21 protein-coding genes are annotated in these 22,004 nt (G+C 61.3%); 4 read left to right on the top strand and 17 right to left on the bottom strand.

The genetic code is table 11. The features are described 5' to 3' along the window. Positions 1 to 118 precede the first annotated feature (118 nt). Complete coding sequence (locus tag IB254_RS07920) at positions 119 to 940, top strand: c-type cytochrome (RefSeq protein ID WP_192417008.1); 822 nt, start codon at positions 119 to 121, stop codon at positions 938 to 940. 132 nt (positions 941 to 1,072) lie between these two features. On the opposite strand, the gene IB254_RS07925 is transcribed toward IB254_RS07920, so the two are convergent. The 8 genes from IB254_RS07925 to IB254_RS07960 form a co-directional block, all read right to left on the bottom strand. Further along, on the bottom strand, positions 1,073 to 1,882 hold the full coding sequence (locus IB254_RS07925) for a transglutaminase family protein (RefSeq protein WP_192416944.1): 810 nt from the start codon (positions 1,880 to 1,882) through the stop codon (positions 1,073 to 1,075). Beyond that, positions 1,879 to 2,829 (bottom strand): alpha-E domain-containing protein, encoded by a 951-nt coding sequence (locus IB254_RS07930; protein WP_008027318.1) that lies wholly within the window; start codon positions 2,827 to 2,829, stop codon positions 1,879 to 1,881. The genes IB254_RS07925 and IB254_RS07930 overlap by 4 nt, the downstream gene beginning before the upstream one ends. Positions 2,830 to 2,841: 12 nt before the next feature. Then, on the bottom strand, positions 2,842 to 4,251 hold the full coding sequence (locus tag IB254_RS07935) for a circularly permuted type 2 ATP-grasp protein (protein ID WP_008027316.1): 1,410 nt from the start codon (positions 4,249 to 4,251) through the stop codon (positions 2,842 to 2,844). 552 nt (positions 4,252 to 4,803) lie between these two features. Next, complete coding sequence (locus IB254_RS07940) at positions 4,804 to 5,145, bottom strand: ribonuclease E inhibitor RraB (RefSeq protein ID WP_008027314.1); 342 nt, start codon at positions 5,143 to 5,145, stop codon at positions 4,804 to 4,806. Between the two features lie 219 nt (positions 5,146 to 5,364). Further along, positions 5,365 to 5,598: a hypothetical protein gene (locus IB254_RS07945; protein ID WP_192416945.1), complete on the bottom strand. Its 234-nt coding sequence runs from the start codon at positions 5,596 to 5,598 to the stop codon at positions 5,365 to 5,367. 211 nt (positions 5,599 to 5,809) lie between these two features. Then, positions 5,810 to 6,685 carry a polyamine aminopropyltransferase gene (gene speE, locus IB254_RS07950; RefSeq protein WP_192416946.1) on the bottom strand — a complete coding sequence of 292 codons (876 nt, stop codon included), beginning with the start codon at positions 6,683 to 6,685 and terminating at the stop codon, positions 5,810 to 5,812. A 254-nt stretch (positions 6,686 to 6,939) separates the two neighbouring features. Then, positions 6,940 to 7,131: a PLDc N-terminal domain-containing protein gene (locus IB254_RS07955; protein WP_008042187.1), complete on the bottom strand. Its 192-nt coding sequence runs from the start codon at positions 7,129 to 7,131 to the stop codon at positions 6,940 to 6,942. A 67-nt stretch (positions 7,132 to 7,198) separates the two neighbouring features. After that, the gene (locus tag IB254_RS07960; RefSeq protein ID WP_008042186.1) at positions 7,199 to 7,729 is read right to left on the bottom strand and encodes a hypothetical protein; all 531 of its coding nucleotides are present in this window, start codon (positions 7,727 to 7,729) and stop codon (positions 7,199 to 7,201) included. A gap of 179 nt (positions 7,730 to 7,908) precedes the next feature. Here IB254_RS07960 and IB254_RS07965 point away from each other — a divergent pair, with 179 nt between their 5' ends. Together IB254_RS07965 and IB254_RS07970 are read left to right on the top strand one after the other, a co-directional pair. Then, on the top strand, positions 7,909 to 9,390 hold the full coding sequence (locus tag IB254_RS07965; protein ID WP_192416947.1) for a methyl-accepting chemotaxis protein: 1,482 nt from the start codon (positions 7,909 to 7,911) through the stop codon (positions 9,388 to 9,390). 225 nt (positions 9,391 to 9,615) lie between these two features. Then, complete coding sequence (locus IB254_RS07970; RefSeq protein ID WP_008027303.1) at positions 9,616 to 9,981, top strand: Mpo1-like protein; 366 nt, start codon at positions 9,616 to 9,618, stop codon at positions 9,979 to 9,981. Here the strand turns inward: IB254_RS07970 and IB254_RS07975 are convergent, their stop codons facing one another. The 3 genes from IB254_RS07975 to IB254_RS07985 form a co-directional block, all read right to left on the bottom strand. Next, the gene (locus tag IB254_RS07975; RefSeq protein WP_008027301.1) at positions 9,982 to 10,779 is read right to left on the bottom strand and encodes an acyl-CoA thioesterase; all 798 of its coding nucleotides are present in this window, start codon (positions 10,777 to 10,779) and stop codon (positions 9,982 to 9,984) included. A gap of 262 nt (positions 10,780 to 11,041) precedes the next feature. Further along, a complete protein-coding gene (locus tag IB254_RS07980; protein ID WP_192416948.1) occupies positions 11,042 to 11,800 on the bottom strand; it encodes a CHAD domain-containing protein in 759 nt (252 codons plus the stop codon). Positions 11,801 to 11,895: 95 nt separating this feature from the next. Then, positions 11,896 to 12,174, bottom strand: coding sequence for a hypothetical protein (locus IB254_RS07985; RefSeq protein ID WP_192416949.1), 279 nt, complete (start codon positions 12,172 to 12,174; stop codon positions 11,896 to 11,898). A gap of 222 nt (positions 12,175 to 12,396) precedes the next feature. Between IB254_RS07985 and IB254_RS07990 the strand changes: the two genes are divergently transcribed. Further along, on the top strand, positions 12,397 to 13,437 hold the full coding sequence (locus IB254_RS07990) for a patatin-like phospholipase family protein (protein WP_192416950.1): 1,041 nt from the start codon (positions 12,397 to 12,399) through the stop codon (positions 13,435 to 13,437). 142 nt (positions 13,438 to 13,579) lie between these two features. Here the strand turns inward: IB254_RS07990 and IB254_RS07995 are convergent, their stop codons facing one another. The 6 genes from IB254_RS07995 to kdpF all read right to left on the bottom strand — a co-directional run bounded on the left by IB254_RS07995 (position 13,580) and on the right by kdpF (position 21,695). Then, positions 13,580 to 14,278: a response regulator gene (locus tag IB254_RS07995; protein ID WP_192417009.1), complete on the bottom strand. Its 699-nt coding sequence runs from the start codon at positions 14,276 to 14,278 to the stop codon at positions 13,580 to 13,582. A gap of 56 nt (positions 14,279 to 14,334) precedes the next feature. Continuing rightward, complete coding sequence (locus IB254_RS08000; protein ID WP_192416951.1) at positions 14,335 to 16,992, bottom strand: sensor histidine kinase; 2,658 nt, start codon at positions 16,990 to 16,992, stop codon at positions 14,335 to 14,337. A gap of 131 nt (positions 16,993 to 17,123) precedes the next feature. After that, positions 17,124 to 17,669, bottom strand: coding sequence for a potassium-transporting ATPase subunit KdpC (kdpC, locus tag IB254_RS08005; protein ID WP_008027289.1), 546 nt, complete (start codon positions 17,667 to 17,669; stop codon positions 17,124 to 17,126). 150 nt (positions 17,670 to 17,819) lie between these two features. Continuing rightward, positions 17,820 to 19,877, bottom strand: a complete 2,058-nt coding sequence (kdpB, locus tag IB254_RS08010; RefSeq protein ID WP_192416952.1) for a potassium-transporting ATPase subunit KdpB — start codon at positions 19,875 to 19,877, stop codon at positions 17,820 to 17,822. Between the two features lie 10 nt (positions 19,878 to 19,887). Beyond that, complete coding sequence (gene kdpA, locus IB254_RS08015; RefSeq protein WP_192416953.1) at positions 19,888 to 21,597, bottom strand: potassium-transporting ATPase subunit KdpA; 1,710 nt, start codon at positions 21,595 to 21,597, stop codon at positions 19,888 to 19,890. Between the two features lie 8 nt (positions 21,598 to 21,605). Continuing rightward, positions 21,606 to 21,695 (bottom strand): K(+)-transporting ATPase subunit F, encoded by a 90-nt coding sequence (kdpF, locus tag IB254_RS08020; protein ID WP_007899818.1) that lies wholly within the window; start codon positions 21,693 to 21,695, stop codon positions 21,606 to 21,608. Positions 21,696 to 22,004 lie beyond the last annotated feature (309 nt).

The following is a 22,004-nucleotide window of genomic DNA, read 5'->3' on the forward strand; positions in this document are numbered from 1 at the left end:
TGATCGGCTGAGTCTTTATTAAAAAATCGGCGCACAGTTTCCATCGCCTCTTAAAAATGTGACTGGCTCGCTACCCGGGCCGGCGTGGGTGTGCCAACCTTTGCGGCACTTCCACGACATGGACGGCGATCTGTTGAAAACGCTCATTCTGCTCGGGGCCTTGCTGTTCGGCTCGCCCCTTTATGCCGCACAGCTGAACCTGGAGCTGGGCGCACACAGCCGCACCTGGCAGACCGAGGAATTGCTCAAGCATCCTCAGGTTCAGACCATCACCATTACCAACGACGTTTCCTACAAACGGGACATGAGCTATCGCGCCGTGCCCTTGGCGGCTTTGTTGACCGGCATCAAGCGTGACGATCACCTGCAAGCTGTGGCACTGGATGGTTTTGCTGCCGAACTGGCTGCCGCGCCGTTGCTCAACAGCCAAGGTGCGCGAGCGTGGCTGGCGATTGAAGACCCGACAAAACCGTGGCCGGCGCTGTCGGCAGACAAGCCGAGTGCCGGGCCGTTTTATCTGGTGTGGACGGATCCGCAGGCCGGCAATATCAGTCCCGAGCAATGGCCCTTTCAAGTGGCTGACATCAAACGCATGGCACCGGTGGCCGAGCGCTTCCCTGCCCTGCTGCCGGATCCGGCGCTGAAGGCGGGCGACCCGGTGAATGTGGGGTTTGCGCTGTTTCAGAAGAATTGTCTGGCGTGTCATCGATTGAACGGTGCCGGGGATGCGCAGTTCGGGCCGGATCTGAACATTCCGTTTAACCCGACCGAGTATTTCGGGGCGGACTTTTTGAAGCGCTACATCCGTGATCCGCAGAGTTTGCGGCAGTGGCCGCAGGCGAAGATGCCGGGGTTTTCGGCGGCGGTTTTGCCGGATGGGGATCTGGAGATGTTGGTGAGGTATTTGAAGCACATGGCCGGGCGCAAGGTTAAACCCTGACGCTATTCCAGCCTGACGCGATCCCTTGTAGGAGCTGGCTTGCTAGCGATGGTGTGTCAGCTAAAACAATGTTGACTGACACTCCATCGCCAGCAAGCCAGCTCCTACACAGGGGTTGTGCAGTGTCTAGGATTACTGCTGCTGGACTGAAATCACCGGCATCGGTGTCGGCGACACAAATACCTTTGCGTGCATCTGCTCACACCCGCCGCCCCGACGCATCCCGCGTACCGGGCAGGCATCCAGGTAATCCAGACCCACCGCCAGTTTCAAATGCCGCTCCGGGCGCGCCAGTTCATTGGTCACGTCAAAGCTGTACCACGCGTCATCCAGCCAGGCTTCAGCCCACGCGTGGCTGGCCAGATGCTCGCTGTTCTCGCTGTACAAATAGCCCGACACATAACGCGACGGAATGCCCAGGCTGCGGGCGCAGGCGAGAAACGCGTGGGTGTGGTCCTGACAGACACCCGAACGCCCGGCGAAGGCTTGCGCGGCGCTGGTGTCCACTTCGGTGGAGCCCGGCGTGTAGGTCATGTGCGAATTCAGGCCATGCATCAAGTCGATCAATGCCGCGCGGTCCCGGCGCTTTTTACACGCCTTCTCGGCGAACTCACGCAAGGCTTCGTCGGCCTCGGTCAGGCGCGTGAAGCGCAGGAACGGCAGCGCCGACTGGCTCTCGTGCTCGGCTTCACGCAGTTCGTCGATGTCGACCTGGCCACGGGCGCCGATGATGATCGCTTCATGCGGCTCATCCATGGTCAGCACGTGCAGGATGTTGCCGAACGGGTCGAGTTGCGCGCGCACCGGGCGCGGCAGGTCGAGCTGCCAGCTGAGCACGTGCTGGCGCTCGCTATCGTGAGGGGTCAGTCGCAGGTACTGGATGCTCGCCCGCACCTGATCTTCGTAGTGATAGGTGGTCTCGTGGCTAATGGAAAGTCTCATGCAGCCTCCAGGTAGGAACTGTGTATGGCGTTACCCAACTGGCGCACCAGCGGGATGAACTCGGTCAGCCACGCGTGCAGGCCTTCGTCGAGAATTTCGTTGATGCCGGTGTAGCGCAGGCGTGCGTCCATCTCGGCGGCCAGACGTTGCGCAGGACGGCCATTGGCCCCTGGCAGTTGAGCGAGGATCTGGTCGATTTCTTCGGTGCACGCGCGCAGGGATCGCGGGACATCGGCGCGCAGCAACAGCAGTTCGGCCACATGCCGGGCGCCGGGCGCGTCGCGGTAGATCTCGGTGTAGGCCTCGAACGACGACAACGCCCGCAACAAGGCACTCCACTGGTAATAGGCGTGAGCCGTGCCGTCGCTGACCGCATCGGCCTGATCGCCCGCCATTTCGTAGCGTGCATCCAGCAGGCGCAAGGTGTTGTCCGCCCTTTCGATAAAAGTGCCCAGACGAATAAACCGGAACGCATCGTTACGCATGATCGTGCCGTAGGACGCACCGCGAAACAGGTGGGAACGTTCCTTGATCCACTCGCAGAAACGACTCATGCCGTAGCGACTCAAGCCCTGATCGGCGATGCCGCGAATTTCCAGCCAGGTGGCGTTGATGTTCTCCCACATGTCCGCGGTGATTCGCCCCCGCACGGCATGCGCGCTGGCCCGCGCCGAACCGAGGCAGCTGTAGATGCTCGCCGGGTTTGCCGCGTCCAGGGCAAAAAAGTGCAGCAGCCGTTCGGCATGCAACTCGCCGTGGCGTTCGAGGTAATCGTCCAGGGTGCCGGTTATCAGCAGCGGCATGGCGAGTTCGTGCAGACCGTCACCGCGGCCATCCTGCGGCATCAGCGACAGCGAATAACTGATGTCGAGCATCCGTGCGAGGTTTTCCGCCCGCTCCAGGTAACGCGACATCCAATACAAATCCGAGGCAGTTCTACTTAACATGACAGGCTTCCTTCAATCCTCGACCACCCAGGTGTCCTTGGTTCCGCCGCCCTGGGAGGAATTCACCACCAGGGAGCCTTCACGCAGGGCGACACGGGTCAAACCGCCGGGCACAACCCGGGTTTCGCGGCCAGACAATACAAACGGACGCAGGTCGATGTGGCGTGGTGCGATGCCGTTTTCGACAAAGGTCGGGCAGGTCGACAGGGACAACGTCGGTTGCGCGATATACGCGTGGGGCTTGGCCTTGATTCGCTCGCGGAAGGATTCGATTTCCGCTGCCGTCGCCGCCGGCCCCACCAGCATTCCATAACCGCCGGAGCCTTGGGTTTCCTTGACCACCAGTTCTGGAAGATTGGCCAGCACGTGGGACAGTTCGGAGGGATTACGACACTGGAACGTCGGAACGTTCTTCAGGATCGGCTCTTCGTCGAGATAGAAACGGATCATGTCGGTGACAAACGGATACACCGACTTATCGTCCGCCACCCCGGTGCCGATGGCATTCGCCAGCACCACATTGCCCGAGCGGTACGACGACAGCAGCCCCGGAACGCCGAGCATCGAGTCCGGATTGAACGCCAGCGGATCGAGGAATGCATCGTCGAGACGGCGGTAGATCACATCCACCGCTTTCGGCCCGTCCGTGGTGCGCATGAACACCTTGTCGTCACGCACGAACAGGTCCGCGCCTTCCACCAACTCAACACCCATTTCCCGAGCGAGAAACGCATGCTCGAAAAACGCGCTGTTGAAGCGACCCGGCGTCAGTACCACCACGCTCGGGTTATCGAGGTGGCTGGAGCTTTTCAGGGTGTCGAGCAACAGGTTCGGATAATGATCGATCGGGGCGATGCGCTGGGCCGAGAACAACTCGGGGAACAGGCGCATCATCATCTTGCGGTCTTCGAGCATGTAGCTCACGCCGCTGGGTGTGCGCAGGTTGTCTTCCAGCACGTAGTACGTGCCGTCACCATCGCGCACCAGGTCGACGCCGGAAATGTGGGAATAGATATCCCGGTGCAGATCCAGCCCCTGCATCGCCAACTGGTATTGCTCGTTGGCCAGCACTTGTTCGGCCGGGATGATGCCGGCCTTGATGATGCGCTGCTCGTGATAGAGGTCGGCGAGGAACATGTTCAGCGCCTTGACCCGCTGGATGCAGCCGCGTTCGACGATCCGCCATTCACTGGCGGGGATGCTGCGTGGAATGGTGTCGAAGGGAATCAGGCGCTCTGTCCCCTGCTCGTCCCCGTAGAGCGTGAAAGTAATCCCGGCGCGATGAAACAGCAGATCGGCCTCGCGTCGCCGTTGTGCCAAAAGCTCGTCAGGCGTTTCGGCCAGCCAACGGGCAAACTCCCGATAATGCGGGCGGACCTGGCCGCCGGCATCGTACATCTCATCAAAATAGGTGCGGATCATGCCGTACTCCTTGTCACCCGGACATCTGGGCTTCGCAAGGCCCGTGCCATCGGCAGAAACGCTTTGATATCAATCGGTTGGATAATCACATGATTAACACCGCACCAATCCTGTGCGGCAAATGCCCCAACCTGATCGCCCCCGCTTCATTGCGAAGCAATGCTGTCGCCTATCACCAGCATAGTCAGAGTTGATTTCACTGCCCGGAGGGGGATGCGGATAATTCGCGCATTCGCTGGAAATGCTCACCGAACTTCCCTTTTAGCCGCCTTGCTCAGGCGGCTTTTTTTTGTTTCGGGATTTGTGGCTGATGGTTTGGCGGTGATTGGGAGGACGTCATCGCCAGCAAGCTGGCTCCTACGGGGGGCGGTGATTTGTGGCACGCCGGATTTCTGTAGGAGCCGGCTTGCCGGCGATGAGGCCTGAAATTCTGCGGTGATTCGCAGGGCGTCATCGCCAGCAGGCTGGCTCCTACAGGGGGCTTGATCGCCGCAAACGAAAACGGCCAACCCGAAGGTCAGCCGTTAGTGGATGTTGTCGCTGTTCATAGTGTTATGCGAGTAGCCCTCGTACCTCCTGCTTGACGCCCCATCCTTCGATGATGCCACCCAAAGGCTCGACCACCGCCTCGAAGTCCTGCTCAAAGTCGCCGATGCCGTCATAGGTGGCGTACATCACTTTGCTCAGTTCCAGGGACCAGGCGCCGTCGTCGCGCACGCTGATTTGTGCATTCATGGATTCACCGCAGTAATGCCCTGCCGCCCTGCGTGCCCGCTCCTCGTCCGGGAAAATGGCGTAGAACTCGATGGGATGGAAACGTGAAAAGTCGAAACCGCCTTCTTTCATGCGGCGCAGAACCGAGCTGCTGATGTCTTCTTGATAGGCTGTGCTCATGAAACGTCCTCCTGATACCGATGGATAGACTTTCCGTACTCCCGACGCCGGCAACCGAAGGGTGCGAGCGCTGCGGCAAGCAAATTGCCGATGGGAAACAAGCATGTAGCTGACAAGACCAGACCTTAGCGATCCATTCGCTGATCTCGCTTGCAGAGTAGCCCCAAGTCGGAGGCGCTGCCAAGGCCTGGTTATTTCACGAGTGTTCCAGAGGGGGTATCAGACGGGGGTGATGCCGAGGATTTGTATGCTGTTCTGGGTCTTGAGATTTTTGACGGTGGCGTCAGAAGTCCGCCCTTCCAGATCGTTCAGATCCAGTTCGGAGGCGACTGGGAGAAGCCGTTCCTTGAGCAGTTTCGCGGCGTGCTCGTTGTCCGGGCATTCGTCGCACTCAAAAACTTCGTTGGCTGTTTCACCGTGATCATCCACGAAAGTGATTTTCCACTTTTGCATCACTGCCTCCTCGAACAAACCCGTAAATGGGCTTACATCCATCTGGACTTTTACCCAGACCGTTCGTTCAAACAGATTACGCCGTGCAAGCATGAAAAACACGGTCCCTGTAGGAGCTGGCTTGCTAGCGATGCAGGCGCTGCGGTTTGTCTGAGACACCGCGTCGATCCGATCGCCAGCAAGCCGGCTCCTACAGGGGTTTTGTGTACTTTTAGTCGTTGCTTGGTTTGTTCACGGCCTGCAACACGTATTGCGGCAAGGCGAACGCGCCGATGTGGATTTCCGGATTGTAGTAGCGGGTGATGATGCCGCTACCGGCAAAGCGCTGTTGCAGGGTTTCGCGGGACAATTTGCGATAAGCGGTGTTGGTCGCGCCCCAGGCAAAGGTCATCGAACCGCCGATGTAGGTCGGCACGGCGGCCTGGTAGAAGTGCCAGTCCGGGAACAGGCTGCGCAGGCGGCCGGCGGTGGTTTTGACTTCTTCGATCTGCATGAACGGCGTGCCGTTCTGGGTCACCAGGATGCCGCCTTCGTTGAGGCAACGACGGCAGGCCTGGTAGAAGTTTTCCGAGAACAGCACTTCGCCCGGACCAATCGGGTCGGTGGAGTCGGAAATGATCACGTCGAACTTTTCAGTGGTGGTGGCGACGAAACGCATACCGTCGTCGATCACCAGGTTCAGGCGCGGATCATCGAATGCACCCTTGGAGTGGTTCGGCAGGAACTCCTTGCACATGTCGACCACGGTGCCGTCGATCTCGACCATGGTGATGTGCTCGACGTTACGGTGCTTGGCCACTTCACGCAGCATGCCGCCGTCGCCACCACCGATGATCAGCACGCGCTTGGCGCTGCCATGCGCCAGGATCGGCACGTGGGTGAGCATCTCGTGGTAGATGAATTCGTCGGCTTCGGTGGTCTGGATCACGCCGTCCAGCGCCATGACGCGGCCCATGCGCGGGTTCTCGAAAATCACCAGGTGCTGGTGTTCGGTGCGCACTTCGTGCAGCAGTTTTTCCATGCGAAAACGCTGGCCGTAGCCTTCGTAGAGGGTTTCCAGGTAATCGCTGGTTGGAGTGTTGCTCATGGGAAGTGCTCCGATGAATGCGGTGGCAACGGACGGTTACCCGCCCATGATGGCCAATCGATCAGCTCGATTGCCCGGGAAAGGCGCGCATTCTACGTCGCGGAAGATGACAGGTCGAACCTTCTGGTGACTACATATCTGTAGGAGCGGCCGGGCGGCGTTCCGTTTGCCGGCGATGCAGACGACGCGGTCTGTCACATACACCGCGGTGATCGGATCGCCGGCAAGCCAGCTCCTACAGATTTTGTGTCGGGTCAGATACGCACATTGCCCCGTGGCCCGGCGATGGCCCAGATGATCAGGCCCAGGACCGGCAGCAGCAGGATCAGCAGGACCCAGATGATTTTCATCCCGGTGTCGGCGCCACTTTTCAGCACATTGATGATTGCCCAGATGTCCAGGACAAGGATGATCAGGCCCACCAGGCCGTTAAACGTGGAACCCATGGTGTCGCTCCCTAAGCGTTGTGTGCCCTCTCAGGATAGTCGGCCCCAGGGGTTTCGTTTCATGCCATCAAACGTGGATGGCGACTTTCAGGGCTTCCAGGGAAGGCGCGGCAGCGATGCCGACCTCGGCGCACAGCTCGAGCACACGCGGTACGTCGTTGCCGTAGACCAGCACCACTTGCAGCTCGTCGTCGAGCAACTGGCTGAAATTCATCAGCGTATAACCGCCGTTTTCCTTGTTCATGCTGCCCATTTGCACCTGGATGCGATTGAGCGCGGTCAGCGCTTCGGTCTTGGCCAGTTGCTTGGGTTTGATGTTGAAATCCACGCCCGGGCCGAACGAAGCGACGATCTGCGCGAACAGGTCCATATAGGTGTCAGCCTGGAACAGCACGGTTTCCGGCAGGCTGCCGACGACGACCCACTCGCCCAATGGAATCGGGAAGGTGTCGTCGTAGTTAATGTCTGGATTGGCTGTCAGAAAAGCCTCTGGATCGGCGTAGGCCTGGGCCGCTTCGTCGGCGACTTTGAGGATTTCGTCTTCGCTCATGCACCCGGAGCTGATTTTGCTGATGAGTTCGACGAGTGCGGCTTTCATGGGGGCGGAATCCTGTAGCGAGGGAATTTTTAAGGCGCGAAGGATAGCGCATTACGTCCCGCAGTTCCTGTGCGCGAGCGTGACCGGGAATGTTGACCCATATCAAGATCCGGCGCACGGGGCCGCGGCACAATGCTGGCACCTTGCCAATACTGTTTCCGCTATCAGAGAAGACCTCCATGGGTGCCTGGCTTAGCAACATCTCGCTGAAATATAAATTCTGGGCGGTCAATGCTGTCGCCTTCGTCACGACCCTGTTGTTGGTGCTGTATGCCGTACAGCTCGAACAACAGGCCCGCAGTCACGCATCCAAAGTGTCCGCCCAGGCACAGGCACGCCTGCTCGGCGCCTGGCCAGCCGGGCAAGCGCTGCCCAAGGCCGATAACCTGCTGACGTTCAGTCGCGGGCAAGCGCCGTGGCTCAACGACCAGCCCGTGCTGGAACTGACGGACAGCAACGGCTGGGTCGAGATCAACTCGATGCCGCTGTTCGGCGAAAACCCGTTGATGGGCGCCGAAGTGTTCGCGCGTGCCGACGGCCAACACATCGCCGTGATTGCTTATGGCCCGAGCCTGAGCCAGGTGTTCGAAGAACGTTTCGCCAACTACGCCGTGGCGGTGTTCATCCTGATGCTGGCGATGCTCGGAGCGTCGCAATTGTTGATCCGCTTTCTGCTCAGCCAGCTCAATACGTTGAAAGACGTCATGCTCCACGTCGAAAAAACCGGCGACCTCTCGGCCCGTGTGCCGCTAGCCTGCACGGACGAAGTCGGGCAGATGGCCGGCGCGTTCAACGCGATGCAGGCCGGTTACCAGCGGGTGGTCAACACCGTCGCCAGCACCGCACGACAACTGGATGACGGTGCCGCTCGGCTGGCATCGAGCATGAACGAAGTGCGCCACGGCATGCTCGGTCAGCAAAGCGAGACCGATCAGGCCGCCACGGCGATCAACGAAATGACCGCCACCGTCTACCACATCGCCCAGCACGCCGGTGCCACCCGCGACCTTTCGAAAACCGCCGACACCCTGGCCGGCAGCGGCCAGGAAGTGGTCAGCCGCGTGCAGAAGTCGATTGCCGGGTTGTCCACTGGCGTCCAGCAGACGGCCGAGATGATTCAGCGTCTGGCCGAAGACAGCCAGAAGATCAACGGCGTGGTCAATGTGATCCACAGCATCGCCGAGCAAACCAATCTACTGGCGCTGAATGCGGCGATTGAAGCAGCCCGGGCCGGGGAAATGGGTCGTGGTTTTGCCGTGGTCGCCGATGAAGTGCGCAACCTGGCCAAAAGCGTGCAGACCTCGACCGACGAGATCACCCTCATGGTTTCGGCGTTGCAGGCCGGTACGCGGGACGCGGTGGATTTCATGCAGGAAAGCTCGTTCAAGGCGGACGACTGCGTGCAACAGGCGCAAGAGGCTGGCGCCGCACTGGCCGAAATCACCAGCGCCGTGGCGCAGATGCGCGAAAGCAATACCCAGATCGCCGTGGCGGCGGAACAGCAGAGCCAGGTGGCGGAAGAGATGAATCGGGCGGTGGTGAGTATTCGCGATGTGACCGAGAACACCGTGAAGCAGACCGTGGACTCGGCGACGACCAGTAATGAGTTGGCGGCGCTGGCCGGGGAGTTGAGCAAGGCCATTGGACAGTTGAAACTCTGAAGCCCCCATCGCTGGCAAGCCAGCTCCTACACGTTCAGCGTTGATCGCATTTCTTCGGTTAACTCGGTCATTGTAGGAGCTGGCTTGCCAGCGATAGCGTCAGCCCGGTCAACATCAATATTGACCATGACACCTATCACTCCGATAGCCATCCTTGATTCGCCGCCCGCCCATGCCGCGCCTATTCTTCAATCATGTGTTCAACATGGATCGAGGATCAGCATCATGGGCAAACGTCACCCCAACCTTCCCGCCTGGCAATGGCGCGCGTACCCGGACAATCACCAGCACCCGGCCAATCTGGTGTTGCACCTGATTGCCGTGCCGCTGTTCATCGTGGCGTTTCTGCTGCTGGTTTGCGGGGTGTTCAGCCTGAGCTTTGCGAACTTCGCGATTGGCGTCATCGGCCTGCTCGCGGCATTGGGCCTGCAACGCCACGGTCACAGCCTGGAGGCGCAAGCCTCCGAGCCGTTCAGTGATCGCAAAGACGCGGTGTCGCGCCTGCTGGTCGAGCAGTTCCTGACCTTTCCACGGTTTTTCCTCAGCGGCGGCTGGTGGCGCGCCTGGCGTGAGCGCCACCGTCGTCACTGATCAGGCGAAAACCGTCACCGTCTGCCGGCTCATGGCAATCAACTGATTTTCTGCGTTCCACAGCTGCGCCGCCGCGTGACCGTAGCCGTCAGCGGCATGTTCGATTTCAACGAGGTATTTACACCAGTCCAGCGTGCTCAATTCCAGCACCGGCTGGACGAATTCGATGGTCCAGGTCAGCGTGCTGCCCATCGCCGGTTTCGTCAGGTGCGGCATCAAGGACGGGGGCCAGGCGTCCACCAGCGCCAGAATATGCGCCTCACTGACCGCCTCTTCCTTCACATCCCCGCGCAAACGCACCCAACCGCCCATCTCGCGGGATTTATTGCCGGTAAACGGCAGGCCGCCAACACTCCAGCGCATCGCCAGATGGCGCATGAATTCCGGGAGCACGCCTTTGATGAATGGCAGCTCCTGGCAATCGTCCCAGTGCTTCATTTCGGGGGCCGGCGTGGCTGTTACCGCCACTTCGGACGGTCGCGAGGCGCCGAAGCTGCCCTGGATGAGTGTCACCACCTGGCCCTTCTGCATCGCCCGACCCAGTACCTGGCTGACCGCCTTGCCTTCGCGCAGGACGTCGACTTCAAAACTGACCGGTACTTCAGGCTCGACCGGCCCGACAAAGGTGATCGCCAGCGAACGCACAGGACGATCCGCCGGCACCTTCGCGCGCATGGCTTCGTATTGCAAGGCAGCCACCAGGCCACCAAAACTGGCGCGACCCTGCGCCCATTCGGCCGGAATAGACAGCTCCAGCGGCTGGCTGCGGACGGCGTCGAGCAGATCGGAAAAGCGCATGGAAACCTCAAGGGTAGAAAAGAATGAAGGGATGTTAACCAGCCAGCTAAAACGGCACAGCGCTTGTTCCGGCCAAAAGTACGGACAGATGGGCCGCGCATGGCTCGGCTCCACACCGAACCCATGTGGGAGCGAGCCTGCTCGCGATAGCGGTACAACATCCGACATTGATGCTGCTGATTTACCGCGATCGCGAGCAGGCTCGCTCCCACAAGGTTCTGTGTTGTCCAGCCAATTAGTGATCAAGTCATCCATGGTGGTTTCAGGATTTGAAACAGGTGGCACTGAGTTTGTCGAGCACACGGTCCGCACGGCCCTCGGCCTGGGCCATGGTGGTTTTCCAGACCGCCACGCAAGGCTGCAAATCGGCTTCCTGTTCGGCCCGGGCCAACCATTGCCAGCAGTCGTGCCAATCGCCCAAAGCGGCCTGGGCCGATTTCAGTCTGGGCAGCGCCGGTTTCAGCAAGCGATCCAGCTCGGGATACGCCTCGATGCCATAGCGTACGCGCTTGATCAGCAAGCGCAGACGATGGCGATCATGGGCGGGATCGTGCAGCGCCTGGTCGAGTTTCTTCCATTGTTTGGCCAGGCGTTTCTCGATGCGTTGACGCAAGCCCTTGAGCAAACCCTGACGCTGCGAGGCGCGTATAAAGCGCGGAAAGGCGTCAAGGATCATCAGCAACTGCAACAGCTCAGGACTCGCCGCAACCGCTGGATAAGCCTCGGCCATCTGCACCATGCGCCGTTGCGCCGCCTCGGGTTGATCGTGCTCGAGCAAGTACGCCGCCAGCACTTCGCGATCGCGCAACGGCGTGGTCAACTGCCCCACGGCCGACGCCGCCGCTTCCAGCTGCTCGACACCGGGCAAGCCACGCAATGGTCGCAGCAGGCTGCGCAAACGGCGAACCGTGGTGCGCAGATCGTGCAATGCTTCCGGGTCGGTGCGGGCATTCAATCGGGCCTGACAGGCCAGCAAACGGACTTCCAGGCCCAGAATTTGAGCCACCAACCGATTAATCATGGGATTGACTCCAATTGTAGGAGCCGGCTTGCTGGCGATGGCGGCCATGATGACGCCTTCACCAGCAAACCGGCTCCTACAGATTAGCGCCTTGTTTAACGGCCAGCGCGTGACTCACGAATATAAAAGCGCGCCTTCTCGGCTTTCTTGCTGCAGCCTTCGAACGCTTCGAATTGCTGCTGGGTCTTGGCGCCGGTCAGCAACGACAGGGCCTTAGAGTAGCTGACGGTGCCGGCAAAACCTTCGGCCTTGGCCAGGTCCAGCTCACGCCACGCCGCATCGATCCCGTTGCCGCAGCTGTCACGGTAAGCGGTTTTGCCGGCACAACCGGCGAGTGCCAGCGCAATCAAGGGCACACAGATCCAGGCTTTCATCACTCACACCTCAACAATAGGAAAACAGTCTTGCAGGTAAGACGGTCCGGCGCGTGAAAAGTGCCTTGCTCCCACCGCCGAAACTATCGCGCTCGGGAGAATAACCATCTGCCGCCATGGAGTGTCGAAAAAACGACGCCTTCACCCTGCCAAGCGACCTTGACGATTGAAGCGCGCCCCTCGATGGGTGCATTGTTGAACCTTGTCAGACGAGGGCGATTCATGAAAAAGCGCGTCGCACTGGTATTGGGCTCAGGTGGGGCCCGAGGATATGCCCATATCGGGGTCATTGAAGAGATCGAACGGCGTGGCTATGACATCTCCTGCATTGCCGGCTGCTCGATGGGTGCGGTGGTCGGCGGGATTTATGCCGCCGGCAAACTGGACGAATACCGTAACTGGATCGAAAGCCTGGATTACCTCGACGTGTTGCGCCTGGTGGACGTCAGTTTTCGGCTGGGGGCGATTCGCGGCGAGAAGGTCTTCGGGCAGATCCGCAAGATCGTCGGCGAAATCAATATCGAAGACCTGCGCATCCCCTACACGGCGGTGGCCACCGACCTGACCAACCAGCAGGAAATCTGGTTTCAGGAAGGTTGTCTGCACCAGGCGATGCGCGCCTCGGCGGCCATCCCGAGCCTGTTCACCCCGGTGATGCAGGGCAATCGCATGCTGGTGGACGGCGGCATCCTCAACCCGTTGCCGATCGTGCCCGTGGTGTCGAGCCATTGCGACCTGATCATCGCGGTCAACCTCAACTCCACCAACCAGCGTCACTATCAATTGCCGGTGATCCAGCGCCCTGCCGCGTTCAGGACCCGGTTCGACAGCCTGATCAGTTCGCTGGGTTCGAAAATGCCGTTCCGCCGCAAACAGGCAGAACAATTGCTGTTGCTGGAAAAGGAAGCGTTGATGGCCGAAGCGGCCGAGATCAATCCCTGGGTCGAGTCCGCCGAACCCGAAGCCCAGCAACCGGCGGCCGCTCCTGAACGCGACGGTGCGCCGAAGTCGGCCACCGGTTCATTCATCATCGACAACGTGGGACCGGCGTCCTTGCTGGATTTGATCAACCAGAGTTTCGAGGTGATGCAGACGTCGTTGGCGCAGTACAAGATCGCCGGTTATCCGCCGGATATTCTGATCAACGTGCCGAAGCGGGTGTGCCGGTTTTTCGAGTTTTACAAGGCGCCGGAGTTGATCGCGCTGGGGCGCGAGATTGCGCGGGACACCCTGGATCGGTATGAGAATGAGCGGGATTCCTGAGGTTCTCGGGTGAATGTGAGGGCCTCATCGCCGGCAAGCCAGCTCCTACAAAGGTTGAGGTGATCACAAGATTTGCAAACGACTCTGGTCCCTGTAGGAGCTGGCTTGCCGGCGATGGGGCCGGATCATCCAACACAAAAAACTAAAGCCCACCCTCACTCAACAACCGATACCCAACCCCCGCCTCGGTCACGATAAACCGTGGCTGCGTCGGATCATCCGCCAGCTTCTGCCGCAAATGCCCCACCACAATCCGCAGATAATGACTGTCTTCGGTATGGGTCGGCCCCCAGATATCCTTGAGCAATTGCTGCTGGGTGATGACCCTTCCCGGATGCCGGGCCAGTTGCGCCAGCACTGCGTATTCCTTGCGGGTCAACGCCACTTCGATGCCTTCGAGCAGCACCCGGCGGTACGCCAGATCCACGGTCAACGGGCCGAACGTCAGCGCCGCTTGTTGCGCCTCGCCCACCGGCGCCTGACGCAACAGGGCACGCACCCGCGCCAGAAATTCCTGGATGCCGAACGGCTTGGTCACGTAGTCATTGGCCCCGCCATCCAGCGCTTCGACCTTCTGCCCTTCACCAGCGCGCACCGACAGCACCAGCACCGGCACCGTCGACCATTCACGGAACTCGCGCAGCACTTGCTGGCCGTCCATGTCCGGCAGGCCGAGGTCGAGCACCAGCAAATCGGGTTTGTTCAATGCGGCTTGCGCCAGGCCTTCGGTGCCGGTGCCGGCCTCCAGCACTTTGTAGCCTTGGGAGGCGAGGCTGATGCGCAGGAACTTGCGGATCTGCGGTTCGTCGTCGATGACCAAAATGGTCGCGGTCTGGCTCATGGTTTCCGGTCGCGGCATGGAGATGTCCAAAGGGTATCAGGCTTCACTTTCAGTGCTCACTGTCCGCTCTCGATTTCAAAGGAAGGTTGTTCCTGCAAGGGCAAGTGAAGGGTGATGCAGGTGCCGCGCCCGTCGATGCCGTCATCGACGCTGATGCGCCCGCCGTGCGCGCCGACCATGCCCTGACAGATCGCCAGCCCCAGCCCGGTCCCCTGCCCGCCACGATCACCGCGTGCGGCGGTGTAGAACATGTCGAAAATCTTCGCGCGCTCTTCTTCCGGAATGCCCGGACCTTCATCGCTGACCGAGAAGAACAGCTCGTTTTCATCCACGCCGGCGCGCAATTGCAAACGCCCATGCACCGGTGAAAACCGTGCGGCGTTTTCCAGCACGTTGACCAGCGCCTGCTCGATCAGCGCGGCGTGGACGAACAGCAGCGGCAGTTGCGCGGGCACATCGGTGCTGACCTGCAACGGCGCCAGCACTGCGCGCAGGCGATTGAGCGAACTGCCAACGATGTCAGCCGGTGACACCCAGTCCCGCGCGAGCTTCAGCGCACCGTGACCGAGGCGGGTCATGTCCAGCAGGTTTTGAATGTAGCGATCGAGGCGCTCGGCTTCATCGCGCGTGCCTTCGAGCAGTTCGCGACGATCCTCCAGCGGGATGGCTTCGCCGAGCGCCAACAGGCTGTCGATGCTGCCGCGCATGGAGGTCAGCGGCGTGCGCAGATCGTGGGACACCGAGGCCAGCAAGGCACTGCGCAGTTGCTCGGTTTCACCGTGCAGCCGCGCCGCTTCCAGGTCTTCGGCCAGTTGTGCGCGTGCCAGCGCCTGGGCCAGCGGCTGACTGAGCGCAGTCAACAAGCGTCGACGCTGACCGCTCAAGGTCTGCCCTTCTTTGGCACAGACGCCGAGCAACGCCAGCGGCCCGTCTTCCACCGAAAGCGGCCACCACCACCAACGCCCCAACGGCAACGTGCCGGTGCCCGCGCCCGCCGGTTGATCGTGTTGCCAGGCCCAATCGGCGGCGGCGCGTTCGGCTTCGGTGAATTCCAGCGGGCCACCGGTTTCGACTTTCCAGCCCGCCTGACCGTCGCGATTGAGCAGGCACAGCTGCACGTCTTTCCAGCCGTTGAGGTGCTGCGCGGCCGCGCTGACCACGGCCTGGCGGTCGGTGGCGGCGGTGAGTTTGCGCGACAGGTCGAGCAGTTCGGTGGTCTCTTCCTGCGTATCGCGCAACGCCTGCAATTGCCGGCGCTGGCGCGCCGCGAGGTTGCCGGTGAGCGCAGCCATCAGCAGGAAAAACAGCAGCGTCAGTACGTCTTCTTCGCGCTGGATGCTGAAGGAAAAATTCGGCGGAATGAACAGAAAGTCATAGGTCAGAAACGACAGCGCCGCACAGGCGAGCGCCGGGCCGAGGCTGCTGCGCACCGCCACCAGCAACACGGCCGCGAGGAACACCAGCGAGATGTTCGGCAGCGGCAAGACACTCGCCACGGCCCAGGCCAGTGCGCTGGCGAGCACGGTTGCGACCAGCGCCAGCGCATAGTCGAACCACACCAGTGACTGCGCCGAACGCTGGCGCGGCTGATGCTGCTCGTGATCGCTGTCGAGGACGTTGATTTCCAGTCCGCGTGCATCGCGCAGCAAGCGTGAGGCCAGACCACCGCCGAACAGGCGTCGACGCAAACGCTGCCGGGACTGGCCGACCAACACCAGGCTGGCACGGCGTTCGGCAGCGTGCTGGATCAGGGTTTTCGCAACTTCGCCGGCACGCAACAACACCACTTCGCCACCGAGACGTTCAGCCAGTTGCTGGGCACTTTGCAGACGCAGGCGCGATTGCTCGTCGCGCACGCTGCCGTTGTCCACGTGCACCAGGCTCCACGGTAAATGCCGGCGCTGGGCGACACGACTGGCGTGACGCACCAGGCGTTCGGCCTGAGCATCGCCATCGACACCGACCAGCAGCCGACCGCGTACCGCAGGTGCCGCCTGGCCAAGCTGGCGATACCCTTGCGCCAAATCGTTATCGACCTGGGCCGCTGCCGTCTGCATCGCCAATTCGCGCAGGGCGGTGAGGTTGGTCTGGGTGAAAAACGCATCGATGGCCGCCCGCGCCTGCTCCGGCACGTAGACCTTGCCGTCGCGCAGTCGCTCGAGCAGCTCGCGTGGCGGCAAGTCGATCAGCAGCAGTTCATAGGCTTCTTGCAGCACCCAGTCCGGCAAGGTTTCGCGGACCTGCACGCCGGTGATGCCGCGCACCTGGTCGTTGAGGCTTTCCAGGTGCTGGACGTTGACCGTGGTGAACACGTCGATGCCGGCGGCGAGCAGTTCCTGAATGTCTTGCCAGCGTTTGGCGTGACGACTGCCGGGCGCGTTGCTGTGAGCCAGTTCGTCGACCAGCACCAGTTTCGGTTTGGCCGCGAGCAGGCCGTCGAGGTCCATTTCTTCGAGCATCACGCCACGGTATTCCGAGCGCACCAGCGGTTGCTGCGGCAAGCCGCCGAGCAGCGCTTCGGTTTCGGCACGGCCGTGGGTTTCTACCACGCCGGCGATGACTTTTACGCCCTGGCGCAGTTGAGTGTGGGCCGCTTGCAGCATGGCGTAGGTCTTGCCGACACCGGGCGCGGCACCGAGGAAAACCTTGAGCCGGCCACGGCCATCGCGGGGCAGGTCTGCTAACAGCGCGTCGGCGCGGCCGGAGTCACTCATGTTTGGGGATCTCTTATTTCAGATGTTGATGTGGTGATTGTTCTATCGCCATCGCTAGCAGGCTAGCTCCCACAGGGGGTATGCATTTCCATGTGGGAGCTAGCCTGCTAGCGATTGGCGACGCCACCGACTTACAACTTTTCCAGCGCCATATTCAGCGCCAACACATTCACCACCGGCGGGCCTACCAACGGCTGTTCGATGTGCGCGGCCAGCAGATTCTGAAGCGTAGACACCGGCAGATTCCGCGTCGCCGCAACACGCGCCAGTTGATAGGCAATCGCCGCTGGTGGCAAGTGCGGATCAAGCCCGCTGCCAGAAGTGGTCAGCAGCGCCAACGGCACCGGCCCCTGGCCTGGCACCAGCAGTTTGTTGGCATCGTCGATCACCCGAGTGGCCAGCGCCGGGTTGCTTGGCGACAGGTTGCTGGCGCTGCTCGATACCGTGGCGAAAGCCCCGGCCGACGGGCGCGGATGGAACCACGCGTCACCGGTGAAATCCTGGGCAATCAGCGAAGAGCCGCGGACTTTGCCGTCGGCGTCACGCACGAGGCTGCCATTGGCCTGGTCAGGGAACGCGACCTGCGCGACGCCAGTGACCACCAACGGGTAAGCGACGCCGGTGATCAGGGTCATCAGGACCAGCAGGCTCAGGGCCGGACGTATCATTGTGGACATTTCAAAATCCTCGAATTCGGGTAACAGATTCGGTGTTCATATAGATGAACCGTGGTGCATTCTTCGCGAGCAAGCTTCGCTCCTACAGGGCGGTGTCACACCTGTAGGAGCCGGCTTGCCGGCGATCGAGCGCGAAGCGCTCGCCAAGGGTCAAACCAGATGCAACGCCGTCAACAGCATGTCGATCGCCTTGATGCCCACGAACGGCACCAGAATCCCGCCCAGTCCGTAGATCAACAGGTTGCGGCGCAGCAACGCCGCCGCACTCGCCGCCTGCACACGCACGCCACGCAAGGCCAGTGGAATCAGCACCACAATGATCAAGGCGTTGAACACGATTGCCGACAGAATCGCGCTCTGCGGACTGCTCAGTTGCATGACGTTGAGCACACCCAGTTGCGGGTAGATCGAGGCAAACAGCGCCGGCAGAATCGCGAAGTATTTGGCGACGTCGTTGGCGATGGAAAACGTCGTCAGCGCACCGCGGGTTACCAGCAATTCCTTGCCGATCTGCACCACGTCCAGCAGCTTGGTCGGATCGCTGTCGAGGTCGACCATGTTGGCCGCTTCGCGCGCCGCTTGTGTGCCGTCGTTCATCGCCATGCCGACGTCGGCCTGGGCCAGTGCCGGGGCGTCGTTGGCACCGTCGCCGCACATGGCGACCAGACGACCGTCGTTCTGCTCATGACGAATGCGCGCCAGTTTTTTCTCCGGCGTAGCTTCAGCCAGCACGTCGTCCACACCGGCTTCGGCCGCAATCGCCGCGGCGGTCAGCGGGTTGTCGCCGGTCACCATGACGGTGCGAATCCCCAGCTTGCGCAGCTCGGCGAAACGCTCGCGGATGCCTGGCTTGACCACGTCCTTGAGGTGGATCGCGCCGAGCAATTTACCGTCGGCGCACACCAGCAACGGCGTACCGCCGCTCTGGGCGATCTTGTCGATTTCCCGGGACAGTGCCGGGGCGAGATCGGCGCGTTTCAGGCCGACGAACGCCAGCAGCGAATCCACCGCGCCCTTGCGATACACACGGCCCTGATAGTCGACACCGGACAAGCGAGTCTCGGCGCTGAACGGCACCGCCGTCAGCACTTCGGTGCCAGGCTCGGGTTGTGGATGAACGCCGCGCAGGTATTCGACGATGGACTTGCCTTCCGCGGTGTCATCGGCCAGCGAAGCGAACAGCGCACCCTCGGCCAGCTCCTTGGCGCTCACACCCGGTGCGGCATACACCGCGGTGCAACGACGGTTACCGAAGGTGATGGTGCCGGTCTTGTCCAGCAGCAGGACGTGCACGTCCCCCGCCGCTTCCACGGCACGCCCGGATTTGGCGATCACGTTCAGGCGCACCAGACGGTCCATGCCAGCGATACCAATGGCCGAGAGCAAACCGCCGATGGTGGTTGGAATCAGCGTGACCAATAACGCCACCAGGAACACCAGCGGCAGGCTGCCGTTGGCGAAGTGGGCGAACGGTTGCAGGGTCACGACCACCAGCAGGAAGATCAGTGTCAGGCCGATCAGCAGGATGTCGAGCGCCACTTCGTTCGGGGTTTTCTGGCGTTTGGCGCCTTCGACCAAAGCGATCATGCGGTCCAGTGTCGACTCGCCCGGGTTGGCGGTGATGCGCACCAGCAGCCAGTCGGAGACCAGTCGGGTGTTGCCGGTGACGGCCGAACGGTCGCCGCCGGATTCACGGATCACCGGCGCGGATTCACCGGTAATCGCCGCTTCGTTGACCGCCGCGATGCCTTCGATGACCTCGCCGTCACCGGGGATCATTTCCCCGGCTTCGACGCGCACCACATCGCCCTTGCGCAGGCTGGTGGCCGGCACTACTTGAAAGGCGCCGTTGCCGGTTTTGCGGCGTGCGCTCAAGCCTTCGCTGCCAGCCTTGAGGCTGTCGGCGCGAGCCTTGCCGCGACCTTCGGCCAAGGCTTCGGCGAAGTTGGCGAACAGCACGGTGAACCACAGCCACACCGCGATTTGCGCAGCGACGAAGGTCGGCACGGCGCTGTCGGGAATGAAGCACAGCACGGTGGTCAGCACGGCAGTCAGTTCGACCACCAGCATCACCGGCGCACGCTGCAACTGCCGTGGGTCGAGCTTGACGAAGGCTTGCACCAGCGCCGGACGCCACAGGGCCGAGATCGCGGTTTTCGGTTGTTCCAGCGCCTTGACGGTGGCGGCTTTACTTACGGGCATATTCATCATTGACTCCTCAGCTTCCTATTCCAAAGGCAGCCATGCTCAAATGTTCAGCGATTGGGCCCAGCGCCAGGGTCGGCAGGAAGGTCAAACCACCCACCAGCAAAATGGTCACGGTCAGCAACGTCACAAACAGCGGGCCGTGGGTCGGGAAACTGTTCTGGCCGATCGGTGCGGTTTTCTTCATCGCCAGGCTGCCGGCCAGGGCCAGTACCGGGAGGATGTAACCGAAGCGACCGATCAACATGCCCAGACCGAGCATCAGGTTGTGGAACGAGGTGTTGGCACCGAAGCCGCCGAATGCCGAACCGTTGTTGGCACTCGCCGAGGTGTAGGCGTACAGCAACTGGCTGAAACCGTGGGCGCCGGGGTTGCTCACCGAGGCGACCGGGCCCGGCAGGCTCGCGGCAATCGCACCGAGCACCAGCACGCCGACCGGCATCACCAGCAAAGTCACCACCAGCAATTGCACTTCCTTGGCCTGCAGTTTCTTGCCGAGGTATTCCGGGGTGCGGCCGATCATCAGGCCGGCGAGGAACACCGCGATCAGCACGTTGAGCAACATGCCGTAGAGCCCGGCACCGACGCCGCCGAAGATCACTTCGCCGACCATCATGTTGACCATCGCAACCATGCCGCTCAGCGGGTTGAGGCTGTCGTGCATGCCGTTGACCGAGCCGTTGGACGCGGCGGTCGTGGTCACCGACCACAACACCGTGGCGGTGGTGCCGAAGCGCGCTTCCTTGCCTTCCAGCGGTGCGGTCTGTTCGACGGCGACGTTGTTCAGGGTCGGGTTCGGTTGGTATTCAGCCCACAGCGAGGTCGCGCCGCCAATCAGGAACAGCGCCAGCATGCAGGCGATGATCGCGCGGCTCTGACGCAGGTCTTTGACGTAATGACCGAAGGTGAATACCAGGGCGACCGGGATCAGAATGATCGAGGCCACCTCGAACAGGTTGCTCCACGCCGTCGGGTTCTCGAACGGGTGCGCCGAGTTGACGCCGAAGAAGCCGCCACCGTTGGTGCCCAGTTGCTTGATCGCAATCTGGCTGGCGGCCGGGCCGAGCGGGATCACCTGATCGACGCCTTGCATCGTCACCGCATTCACGTACTGCGCGAAAGTTTGCGGCACGCCCTGCCAGACCAGGTACAGCGCCAGCAGCAGGCACAGCGGCAGCAGGCCGTAGAGGGTGGCGCGGGTCATGTCGACCCAGAAATTGCCCAGGGTTTTGGTCGATTTGCGACCGATGCCCCGGCACAGCGCAACCAGCACAGCGAGGCCGGTGGCGGCGCTGACGAAGTTCTGCACGGTGAGGCCGACCATCTGGCTCAGGTAGCTCAGCGAGGCTTCGCCGCTGTAGCCCTGCCAGTTGGTATTGGTCATGAAACTGACGGCGGTGTTGAACGCCAGCGTCCATTCCTGACCCGGCAGGTTTTGCGGGTTGAGCGGCAAGTGGTCCTGAAACAACAGGATCGCGAACAACAGCAAAAAGCCCGCAAGGTTGAAGGCGAGCAAGGCCAGGGTGTATTTCTGCCAGCTCTGTTCGGCTTGCGGATCAACGCCGGCCACCCGATAACAGCCACGCTCCACAGGTCCCAGGATCGGTGTCAGCCAGGTGCGCTGGCCTTCCATGACCTTGTAGTAGAACCGCCCGAGAAACGGTGCCGGGATCAGCACCACGGCGAAGAAGGCCAGGATCAGCCAATAGTCATAACTGTGCATAGCCGCTCCTAGTTCCGGTCCGCGCGCAACAGCGCAACCAACAGATAAATGAACAGCCCCACTGCCAACAGCAGTGACACCCCGTCCAGAACGCTCATGGAAGTTCTCCGTGTTACGGCGTATTGCCGCGTGTGGAGTCATTGTCGGAAGGAAGGCTGTAAAGGAGCGAGATCGAGGGGGTTAGCTGGGCATAAAGAAAGTGTAAAGAGTGGGTTTATGCGGGCGTTACAGCTTGGTTTTGTGGTGTCTGTTCTGCCGTCATCGCGAGCAGGCTCGCTCCCACAGGATTTTTGTCGTACACAAATTTTGTGCTCGATCCAGAACCTGTGGGAGTGAGCCTGCTCGCGATGACGGCAGAACAGACGACAACGCCCTCAACTGGCGCACAAAAAACCTACATCCAGCGC

Origin of the sequence: Pseudomonas sp. PDM03 (genome assembly GCF_014852385.1) — a bacterium.
Lineage (GTDB): Bacteria > Pseudomonadota > Gammaproteobacteria > Pseudomonadales > Pseudomonadaceae > Aquipseudomonas > Aquipseudomonas migulae.